Source organism: Arenimonas sp., from assembly GCF_022842045.1.
In the GTDB taxonomy this organism is placed as follows: Bacteria; Pseudomonadota; Gammaproteobacteria; order Xanthomonadales; family Xanthomonadaceae; genus Arenimonas.
Genome location: NZ_JALHQI010000089.1, coordinates 1 through 9,721, shown reverse-complemented (window position 1 = coordinate 9,721; position 9,721 = coordinate 1). Strand labels below are relative to the sequence as shown.

At 70.2% G+C, this 9,721-nt stretch carries 9 protein-coding genes; 7 read left to right on the top strand and 2 right to left on the bottom strand.

Annotated features, from left to right (window positions below; translation table 11 throughout):
• Together Q0C12_RS13700 and Q0C12_RS13695 are read right to left on the bottom strand one after the other, a co-directional pair.
• A partial coding sequence (locus Q0C12_RS13700) for a hypothetical protein (RefSeq protein WP_290891125.1) occupies positions 1 to 758 on the bottom strand: 758 nt, incomplete at its 3' end.
• Between the two features lie 122 nt (positions 759 to 880).
• Positions 881 to 1,819, bottom strand: coding sequence for a carbohydrate kinase family protein (locus Q0C12_RS13695; protein ID WP_290891123.1), 939 nt, complete (start codon positions 1,817 to 1,819; stop codon positions 881 to 883).
• A gap of 173 nt (positions 1,820 to 1,992) precedes the next feature.
• Between Q0C12_RS13695 and Q0C12_RS13690 the strand changes: the two genes are divergently transcribed.
• The 7 genes from Q0C12_RS13690 to Q0C12_RS13660 all read left to right on the top strand — a co-directional run bounded on the left by Q0C12_RS13690 (position 1,993) and on the right by Q0C12_RS13660 (position 9,550).
• Positions 1,993 to 3,030 (top strand): rod shape-determining protein, encoded by a 1,038-nt coding sequence (locus tag Q0C12_RS13690; RefSeq protein ID WP_034212510.1) that lies wholly within the window; start codon positions 1,993 to 1,995, stop codon positions 3,028 to 3,030.
• Positions 3,031 to 3,119: 89 nt separating this feature from the next.
• The gene (gene mreC, locus Q0C12_RS13685) at positions 3,120 to 4,025 is read left to right on the top strand and encodes a rod shape-determining protein MreC (RefSeq protein ID WP_290891120.1); all 906 of its coding nucleotides are present in this window, start codon (positions 3,120 to 3,122) and stop codon (positions 4,023 to 4,025) included.
• A complete protein-coding gene (gene mreD, locus Q0C12_RS13680) occupies positions 4,022 to 4,510 on the top strand; it encodes a rod shape-determining protein MreD (RefSeq protein ID WP_290891118.1) in 489 nt (162 codons plus the stop codon). Before mreC ends, mreD begins: the two co-directional genes overlap by 4 nt.
• Before the next feature lie 3 nt (positions 4,511 to 4,513).
• Positions 4,514 to 6,379: a penicillin-binding protein 2 gene (gene mrdA, locus Q0C12_RS13675; protein WP_290891116.1), complete on the top strand. Its 1,866-nt coding sequence runs from the start codon at positions 4,514 to 4,516 to the stop codon at positions 6,377 to 6,379.
• Entirely contained in the window at positions 6,376 to 7,485 is a 1,110-nt protein-coding gene (rodA, locus tag Q0C12_RS13670) for a rod shape-determining protein RodA (protein ID WP_290891114.1), read from the top strand. The genes mrdA and rodA overlap by 4 nt, the downstream gene beginning before the upstream one ends.
• Positions 7,486 to 7,556: 71 nt before the next feature.
• Entirely contained in the window at positions 7,557 to 8,594 is a 1,038-nt protein-coding gene (gene mltB / locus Q0C12_RS13665) for a lytic murein transglycosylase B (RefSeq protein ID WP_290891112.1), read from the top strand.
• Positions 8,591 to 9,550 (top strand): septal ring lytic transglycosylase RlpA family protein, encoded by a 960-nt coding sequence (locus Q0C12_RS13660; protein WP_290891110.1) that lies wholly within the window; start codon positions 8,591 to 8,593, stop codon positions 9,548 to 9,550. The genes mltB and Q0C12_RS13660 overlap by 4 nt, the downstream gene beginning before the upstream one ends.
• Positions 9,551 to 9,721 lie beyond the last annotated feature (171 nt).

The window sequence follows — 9,721 nt, the reverse complement described above, 5'->3', positions numbered from 1 at the left end:
ACGTCGGTGGCCGCCGCCATGCCCCTCACCTCGCCGTTGCCGAGGTTGAGGATGCCGCCGAAGCTCATGCGCGGGTTTTCGTCGGACGGTATCTCGTTGTCGTCGAAGCTGAGCCCCTCGGCTTCGACCATGCCGTAGTTCAGCACGCCGCCGGATACCGCCACCGTGGGGTAGCTGGCAATGGCGCGGTTGCCGTGGATGCGGGTGTCGGTGAATCGGGCCTGGCCATAGTTCAGCACGGTCCCGGCGTCCCGCCGGTTGCTCAGCAGGTGGTTGTAGGCGATCTCGCCCCCGACCGCCTCTAACTCACCGTGGTTGAGCACGATCGCCGGGAAGGTGGAAACCGAACCATCCACCACGTCGACATCGGCCAGCCGCAACTGGCCATAGTTCCTGAGCGTACCGTTGGTGCCTTCGGCCATCACCAGGTTGCTGATGCGCAGCTGGCCTCCCCGCTGCACTTCGAGGATTGCCGCCGGGTCCGGGCTATACCCCCGGAGTTCGGCGTAATTGCCTTCGATGGTCAGCCGGCCCCGGACCGCGGGCAGCATGAGTCCCGCCTCGGCTTCGCTCGACAGGATGTAGAAACCATTGCGGGCCAGCCGGATCGTGCTGTGGCCGGGCGCGGCATTGGCGGCGCGGATCGCTTCGACCAGTGCGACGCTGTCGGTGTTGGCGATGTCGAACTCAAGTCCGCGACTGCAGGCGGAAAGCCCGACGATCGCGACGGAAAGCAGCAGCAGCTTGACGGTGCGCATGGGCGTGGCTCCGGGGCGGGGGAGGCTTCACCCTCGCCCAGCCCGCTAGAGCAAGGACTCGACGCCGCTGCGGTTTGATGCCGGGGTCCCGCGCCACGCGGCCCCGGCCGGCGCCGCCCGCTTCAGCGCAGGGCGTATCCGAACTGCTGGCGGAACTGCTCCGCGAACTCTTCGTAATCGAAGCGCTGGTTCTGCGGACCCAGGTGCTCGATCTTCAGCGCGCCCATCAGCGACGCGATGCGTCCGGTGGTGGCCATGTCCATGTTGTTCATCAGGCCGTAGATCAGGCCCGCGCGGTAGGCGTCGCCGCAGCCGGTCGGGTCCACCACGCGCATGGCGTTGGCCGCCGGGATGTGCAGCTCGCCGCCCTGGGTATGCACCTCGGAGCCCTTGGGGCCGCGGGTGATGATGTAGGCCTTCACCCGCTCGGCGATCTGCTTCTCGCTCAGGCCGGTCTTGTCCTGCAGCAGGTTCGACTCGTAGTCGTTCACGGTGACGTAGGTCGACTGCTCGATCATGGTGGTCAGCTCCTTGCCGTTGAAGAGCGGCATGGCCTGGCCGGGGTCGAAGATGAACGGGATATCGAGCTCGGCGAACTCCTTGGAATTCTGCAGCATGGCCTCGTAGCCATCCGGCCCGACGATGCCGAAGCCCACGTCCTGCACGTCGCGGACGTGGTTCTCGTACGACCGCATCATTGCGCCCGGGTGGAAGGCGGTGATCTGGTTGTCGTCGAGGTCCGTGGTGATGAAGGCCTGGGCCGTATACAGGTCCTGGATCTCCTTGACGTGGTCCAGCCGGATCTCGCAGGCCTCGAAATGCTCGCGGTAGGGGCCGAAGTCCTGGCCCACCGTGGCCATCGGGATCGGGTTGCCGCCCAGCAGCTTCAGGTTGTAGGCGATGTTGCCCGCGCAGCCGCCGAACTCGCGCCGCATCCGCGGCACCAGGAAGGACACGTTCAGGATGTGGACCTTGTCCGGCAGGATGTGGTTCTTGAACTGGTCCTGGAACACCATGATGGTGTCGTAAGCCAGGGAACCGCAGATCAGGGCAGAAGGCATCGTCGGACCTCGTTGGGCGGGGGGGCGGCGGGCCACCCCTTGGAAAGGCGCACATGGTAGCGTGGCGGCGCCGCCAAGGCACGGAAAACCGCCGCATTTCGCCTTGCCGGGGCCGGGGGTGGTTGCTAACCTAGCCAATCCCCGAAACCCCCATTTCCCAAGGCTTCCTCCTGATGTTCAAGAAGCTCCGCGGCCTGTTTTCGAACGACCTGTCGATCGATCTCGGCACTGCCAACACCCTCATCTTCGTCCGCGGCCAGGGCATCGTCCTGAACGAGCCGTCGGTCGTCGCCGTCCGCCACAGCCAGGGCGGCCGCGAGGTCGCCGCCGTCGGCGCCGAGGCCAAGAAGATGCTCGGCCGCACCCCGGGCAACATCACCACGCACCGGCCGATGAAGGACGGCGTCATCGCCGACTTCACCCACACCGAGGAAATGCTCAAGCAGTTCATCAAGAAGGTGCACACCTCGCGCTTCCTGCGGCCCAGCCCGCGCGTGCTGATCTGCGTGCCCTGCGGTTCGACCCAGGTCGAGCGCCGCGCCATCAAGGAATCGGCGGAAGAGGCCGGCGCCCGCGAGGTCTACCTGATCGAAGAGCCCATGGCCGCCGCGATCGGCGCCGGCATCCCGGTCGACGAGGCGCGTGGCTCGATGGTCATCGACATCGGCGGCGGCACCTCCGAGGTCGCGGTGATCTCGCTCAACGGCATCGTCTATTCGCAGTCGGTGCGCATCGGCGGCGACCGCTTCGACGACGCCATCATCAACTACGTGCGACGCAACCACGGCACCCTGATCGGCGAAACCACCGCCGAGCGCATCAAGCTCGAGATCGGCTGCGCCTTCCCGCAGGCGCAGGTGAAGGAGATGGAAGTCTCCGGCCGCAACCTCGCCGAGGGCGTGCCGCGCATGATCGTCATCAACTCCAACGAAGTGCTCGAGGCCCTGCACGAACCGCTCAGCGGCATCGTCAGCGCCGTCAAGCAGGCGCTGGAACAGACCCCGCCGGAACTGTGCGCCGACGTCGCCGAACGCGGCATCGTGCTCACCGGCGGCGGCGCGCTGCTGCGCGACCTCGACAAGCTGATCTCGGAAGAGACTGGCCTGCACGTGCACGTCGCCGACGACCCGCTGACCTGCGTCGCCCGCGGCGGCGGCCGCGCGCTCGAGCTGATCGACATGCACGGCAACGAGTTCTTCTCGCCCGAGTGATGGCGTCCGCCGGCCAGGCCGCCGGCCACCGGCGGCCCCCGCAAACCCCCGCCGCACGGCGGGGCTGAACACCGCTTCCGGATCCTCCCGTGGCCTATCCCGGTTCCCCTGCCGCACGACTGAGCGAGAGCGCCGGCGGCACGCTGCCGCTGCTGGCCTACCTTGCGCTGGCGACGCTGCTGATGGTCGGCGACCACCGCGGTGGCTTCGCGAACCAGGCCCGGCAGAAGCTGAGCGTGCTCGCCGAGCCGGTGTGGTGGCTGGCCGATGCGCCGGGCCGCCTGATCGAAGCCGGTCGCGAACTCACGTCCTCGCGCGGCAGCCTGCTGGCCGAGAACGAACAGCTGCGCCGCGAGCTGCAGGTCAACGCCAGCCGCCTGCACCGCATGGCCGCCGTCGCCGAGGAAAACCAGCGCCTGCGCGAGCTGCTTGGCGGCACCCGCGGCTATCGCCTCACCGCCCAACTGGTCGGCATCATCGACATCGACCTGGATCCCACCCGCCAGCGCATCGTGCTCGATGCCGGCGCCAACGACGGCGTGCGCGTCGGCCAGGCCATGATCGATGCCGGCGGCGTACTTGGCCAGGTGGTGGAAGTGACGCCGCGCCGCGCCACGGCGCTGCTGGTGACCGACCCCGAACACGCGGTGCCGGTGCAGGTGGCGCGTTCCGGCCTGCGCACCATCGCCTTCGGCACCGGACGCAGCGACCAGCTGCGCTTGCCCAACATCCCGCAGAGCGCCGACATCCGGGTCGGCGACCAACTGGTCACCTCGGGTATTGGTGGCCGTTTCCCCGCCGGCTTCCCCGTCGGCGTGGTGCAGGCGCTCGAACCGGACGACACCCGGTTGTTCGTGGTGGCCCAGGCGCGCCCGGCGGCCTTCATCGACCGCAGCCTGGAAGTGCTGCTGGTCAGCAACGCCGTGGACGAGGCCGATGTTGGCCCGCCCGCGCCGCCACCGCCCGCCGCGCCGCCTGAAGGGGCGACGCCATGACCCGCACCCCGTCCGCCTGGCTGCTTTACGGCAGCCTCGCCTTCAGCCTGCTGGTGCTGGTGGTGCCGGTTCCCGGCGGCCTTGGCCCGGCGCGGCCCTACCTGCTGGCGATGCTGCTCTGCTACTGGCTGCTCGAAGCGCCCGACCGCATCGGCCTGGGCGTGGCCTTCCTGGCCGGCCTCGCCGCCGACCTCGTCGCCGGCACGCTGTTCGGCGAGCAGGCGCTGCGGCTGGTGGTGCTGGTGTTCCTGGTGCAGCGCTTCCGCGCCCGCCTGCGCTTCTTCCCGCTGTGGCAGCAGGCGCTGGCGGTGGCGGTGCTGCTGGTCAACGATCGCCTGATCGCCGCCGCGATCCAGTTCGCCAGTGGCGCGGGCCTGCCGCCGTGGGCCACCTGGCTGTCGCCGCTGGCGGCGTTCGCGCTGTGGCCGTGGATGTTCCTGCTGCTCGACGAACTGCGCCTGCGCCTGCGCGAACGCGCTGCCTGACCGATGCGCCCGATCCGCCGGCAGAAGCTCAAGAACCTGCACGCCGAGGCGGAGCAGTTCCGGCGCCGGGCGCTGGTGGGGTTCCTCGGCATCGCCGTCGCGATGCTCGGCCTGGCGGCGGGCTACTTCCGGCTGCAGGTGCTGCAGCACGAGGAGTACCAGACCCGCTCCGAGGCCAACCGCATCAAGCCGCGCCCGATCGTGCCGGCGCGCGGCCTGATCTACGACCGCAACGGCCGCCTGCTGGCCGACAACGTGCCGGCCTACCGGCTCGAGCTGGTGCCCGAGCAGGTGCCCGACCTCGAGGCGACGCTGGCGGGCCTCGGCCGCCTGGTCGCACTCGATGAAGAAGACCTGGCCCGCTTCCGCGACGCCCGCCGCGCCACCCGCAGCTTCCGCCCGATCCCGCTGAAGCTGCGCCTGGACGAAGGCGAGCTGGCGCGCCTGGCGGTCAACCGGCACCGCTTCCCCGGCGTCGAAGTCGTGCCCTACCTGACGCGGCGCTACCCGTACGGCCCGTTGTTCTCGCACATCATCGGCTACGTCGGCCGGGTCGACGTCGACGACCTGCAGGCGATGGGCGACAGCCGCAACGCCGCGCTCACCCACATCGGCAAGGCCGGCATCGAGCGCTACTACGAAACGCGGCTGCGCGGCGAGATCGGCTACGAGGAAATCGAGACCAACGTCGAGGGCCGCGCCCTCGGCGTGCTGCGCCGGCACGACGCCAAGCCCGGCACCGACCTCTACCTCAGCGTGGATGCACGGCTGCAGCAAGCCATGGTGGATGCGTTCCAGGGCCAGGACGGCGCGGCGATCGCCATCGACCCGGCCAATGGCGAGATCCTGGGCATGGTCAGCCTGCCGGGCTACGACCCGAACCTGTTCATCAACGGCATCGGCCACAAGGACTGGCAGGCGCTGCAGGCGCCGTCCCGGCCGCTGTTCAACCGGGTCGTGCTGGGTGGGTTCCCGCCGGGCTCGACCATCAAGCCGTTCATGGCGCTGGCGGGCCTCGAGGCCGGGCTGATCACGCCACAGACCACGGTGCTGTCCACCGGCGAATTCTTCCTGCCCAACCAGAAGCGCGGCTACCGCGACTGGAAGCAGCCGGGCGGCCATGGCCGCGTGGCCCTCACCGAATCGATGGCGCAGTCGGTGAACACGTACTACTTCAAGCTGGCCTACGAGCTCGGCGTGGACCGCATCGACCCCTATTTCCAGCGACTGGGATTCGGTGAACCCACCGGCATCGACCTCAGCGGCGAGATCGCCGGCGTGCGTCCGTCGCGGGCGTGGAAGCGGCGCCAGCTCAACCAGGAATGGTTCCCGGGCGACACCGTCAACGCCGGCATCGGGCAGGGCTACTGGGTGACCTCGCCGCTGCAGATGGCGCAGGGCACGGCGATGCTCGCGAACGGCGGCTGGATCCGCCGGCCGCACCTGGTGCAGGCCAGCCAGGACGGTTTCGACCGCCCGCGCGTGCCCGAGCCGCAGCCGCTGGCGCGCCGCGTGGTGAGCAACGAAGCGCACCTGGCCGCCGTCCACGACAGCATGGTGGCCGTCATGCATGGACCGACCGGCAGCGGCCGCGCGGCGGCGGTGGGCGCGCCCTACCGGATGGCCGGCAAGTCCGGCACGGCCCAGCGCACCAGCCGCCGCGGCCTGGAATCGACCAACCCGGCCGACCTGCCTTACCACCTGCGGCACCAGGCCTGGTTCATCGCCTACGCACCCGCCGAAGCGCCGACGATCGCCGTGGCGGTGCTGGTCGAGCACGGCGGCTCGGGCTCGGGCGCGGCGGCCCCGGTGGTGCGGCGCATCCTCGACGCCTGGCTGTTGCCCCCGCCGGAGGACACCGCGCGATGATCGCGATCCTGCGCTGGCTCCGGGAAATGGCCTCGCGGCTGTTCGACAAGGTCGACCTGCCGCTGCTGCTGGCGCTGCTGTGCGTGATGCTGATCAGCCTGGTGGTGCTGGCCAGTGCCTCGGGCGAGAACACGCGGCTGGTGTTCTCGCAGGGCGTGCGTTTCGCCGTCGGCCTGGGCGCGATGGTGCTGATCTCGCGGCTGCCGCCGGCCAAGCTGCGGCTGTGGACGCCGCTGGCCTTCGCCGGCAGCCTGGTGCTGCTGGCGGCGGTGTTCGTGTTCGGCACCGGGCGCAGCGCCAACCTGTGGCTCGACCTCGGCGTGTTCTACCTGCAGCCGGGCGAGCTGCTCAAGCTCAGCGTGCCGATGATGCTGGCCTGGTACCTGCACTCGGCGGTGCTGCCGCCGCGCTGGAAGACGCTGGCCGTCTGCGCCGCGATCATCGGCCTGCCGGTGGCGATGATCGTCAAACAGCCCGACCTGGGCACCGGCATGCTGGTCGCGGCCTCGGGCGTGTTCGCGGTGTTCCTGGCCGGCATCGCCTGGTGGCGCATCGGCCTGTTCGCGGGCCTCGGCCTGGCCGCGCTGCCGGCGGCCTGGCCCTTCCTGCTGCCGCACCAGCGCGAGCGGCTGCTCACCTTCGTGAACCCCGAATCCGACCCGCTGGGCACCGGCTGGAACATCATCCAGTCCAAGATCGCCATCGGCTCGGGCGGCTTCAGCGGCAAGGGCTGGGGGCAGGGCAGCCAGGCCCACCTCGATTTCCTGCCCGAGCACACCACCGACTTCATCTTTTCCGTGCTCAGCGAAGAGTGGGGCTGGCTGGGCGTGGTGACGCTGCTGGCGCTGTACCTGTTCATCATCGGCCGCTGCCTGTGGATCGCCAGCGAGGCGCGCGAGGGCTATTCGCGCATCCTGGCCGGCGCCCTGGCCATGACCTTCTCGGTCTACGTGCTGGTGAACGGCGGCATGGTCGCTGGCCTGCTGCCGGTGGTCGGCGTGCCGATGCCGCTGCTGAGCTTCGGCGGCACCTCGGCGGTGTCCCTGCTGGCCGGGTTCGGCATGGTGATGTCGGTGCGGGCGCACCCGAAATTCATGGGCACCTGAACCCGGCGGAGCCGGGCGGCGGGCGCGCCGCGGCGTGGTAAATTGCCGCATCCCGCCCACCGTCGAGCGCCATGCCCCGCCTACTTCCCCGCCTGTTCGTGCTGCTGCTGGCCTTTGCCGGCGCCGCTGCCTTCGCCCAGACCGCGCCTGCGCCCGATGCCGCGTTGCGCGAGGCCTTCCTCGCCGAAGCCGGCGAGAAGTACGGGCTGGAACGAAGCGAAGTGGAGTCCTGGCTGGCGCAGTCCGACTACAAGCAGGGCATCGTCGACGCGATGTCGCGCCCGGCCGAAGCCGTGAAGCCGTGGAAGGACTATCGCCCGATCTTCATCTCCGACCGCCGCATCCGCGAAGGCCAGGCCTTCCTGGCCAAGCACCGCGACGCGCTGCAGCCGGTGGCGGAAAGCACCGGCGTGCCGGCGGAAATGATCACCGCCATCATCGGCGTCGAGACCAGCTACGGCGGAAACACCGGCAGCTACCGCGTGCTCGATGCGCTCTACACGCTCGGCTTCTTCTACCCGGTCAGCGGCAAGCCCGAGCAGGTCGAGCGCGAAGCGATGCGCGGCAGGTTCTTCCGCGACGAACTGATGCAGGTGATGCTGCTGGCCAAGGAAGAGCAGCTCGACCTGCCCGCGCTGAAAGGCAGCTATGCCGGCGCGATGGGCTACGGCCAGTTCATGCCCTCGAGCTATCGCGCCTACGCGCGCGACGGCGACGGTGACGGCCGGCGCGACCTGTTCGGGTCGTTGCCCGACGTGTTCGCCTCGGTCGCGAATTATTTCGTCGCGCACGGCTGGCAGAAAGGCGAGCCGGTGGTGGCGCGCGCGGTCGCGGAAGCGGGCGCCGCACCGTTCAAGCCCGATACGCTGGAGGCCAAGTACAGCCTGGCCGAACTCGGCGAACGCGGCTACCGTCCGACCCAGGCGCAGGGCCACGCGCTCGACGCCACCCTGGTCACCTTCGAAGGCAGCGAGGGCACCGAGCACTGGCTCGGCTTCAAGAATTTCTACGTGATCACCCGCTACAACCGCTCGCCGATGTACGCGATGGCCGTCTACCAGCTGTCGCGCGAGATCGCCGCGGGCCAGGACGCCCTCGCCGCGCCATGAGTCGCCTCACCGGGCTGGCGCTGCTGGTGCTGTTGGCGGGCTGCGCCGACAAGCCGGTCCGCCCCGTGGCGCCCGCGGCCGAACCCGCCGCCGACCTGCCCCGCGCCGCGGCCAGCACCGCGCCCGCCGTCGAGGGCATGCCGCCCGCCTGCCTGCAGGTGCGCGAACACCGCGACGAGGACTACACCCCGGGCGGCCTGTACGCGCCCGGCGTGCGCGACAGCGCGCCCGAGCACCCGCTCGACGTCAGCGGCATCCCCGAGCCGGTACCGCGCGACGAGCCGCCGGCGGCCTACGGCAACCGCTCGCCCTATACCGTGCTGGGCAAGAGCTACCGCGTGCGGCCCAGCGCCGAAGGCTACGTCGAGCGCGGCATCGCGTCCTGGTACGGCCAGAAGTTCCACGGCCGGCAGACCTCCAGCCGCGAGGTCTACGACATGTGCAGCTTCAGCGCCGCGCACAAGACCTTGCCGCTGCCCAGCTACGTGCGCGTCACCAACCTCGACAACGGCCGCGAGGTCGTGGTCCGCGTCAACGACCGCGGCCCCTTCCACGCCGGGCGCATCATCGACCTCAGCTTCGCCGCCGCGGTGAAGCTGGGCGTGGACCGCACCGGCACCGCGCGGGTGGAAGTGCGCGCGCTCACCGGCGATGCCGACCTCGGGGACGCGCCGGCCGCGGGGCGAGCGCTTTCGCCCCCACCGTCGGCCTCGCCCGCGGTCACCGGTCCGCAGCGGGTCCAGGTCGGCGCCTACCGCGACCGCGACAACGCCCGCCGCATCGCCCGCCAGCTCGAGGATGCCGGCATCGATGACGTGAGCATCGAAGACGTGCGTACCGACGCCGGCAAGGTCTGGCGCGTGCGCATCGGCCCGCTGTCGCCGGACGCCGTGGACGGCGTGCTCGCGCGCATCCGCGGCCTGGGCCTGCCCAGCCCGCGCGTGTTCAGCGAATGAGGTCTAGCATGGTGCAACTTTCTCGCCGGCGCGGTGCCGGCCAATGAACTGGAGTCAGTCCCGGATGTCCGTTTCCCGCTTCCTGCCCGCCGTGCTGGCCAGCCTGCTGGCCACCGTCGCCTTCGCCCAGTCGCCGGCCCCGGCGCCCGTGCCCGCCGCCCCGGCCGCGCC

Bases quoted from the DNA above. Each gene is read 5' to 3' on its own strand.
- Q0C12_RS13660 (WP_290891110.1), top strand. From the start codon at position 8,591: ATGAGTCGCCTCACCGGGCTGGCGCTGCTGGTGCTGTTGGCGGGCTGC.
- Q0C12_RS13695 (WP_290891123.1), bottom strand. From the start codon at position 1,819: ATGCCTTCTGCCCTGATCTGCGGTTCCCTGGCTTACGACACCATCATG.
- mreD (WP_290891118.1), top strand. From the start codon at position 4,022: ATGACCCGCACCCCGTCCGCCTGGCTGCTTTACGGCAGCCTCGCCTTC.
- rodA (WP_290891114.1), top strand. From the start codon at position 6,376: ATGATCGCGATCCTGCGCTGGCTCCGGGAAATGGCCTCGCGGCTGTTC.
- mltB (WP_290891112.1), top strand. From the start codon at position 7,557: ATGCCCCGCCTACTTCCCCGCCTGTTCGTGCTGCTGCTGGCCTTTGCC.
- mrdA (WP_290891116.1), top strand. From the start codon at position 4,514: ATGCGCCCGATCCGCCGGCAGAAGCTCAAGAACCTGCACGCCGAGGCG.
- Q0C12_RS13690 (WP_034212510.1), top strand. From the start codon at position 1,993: ATGTTCAAGAAGCTCCGCGGCCTGTTTTCGAACGACCTGTCGATCGAT.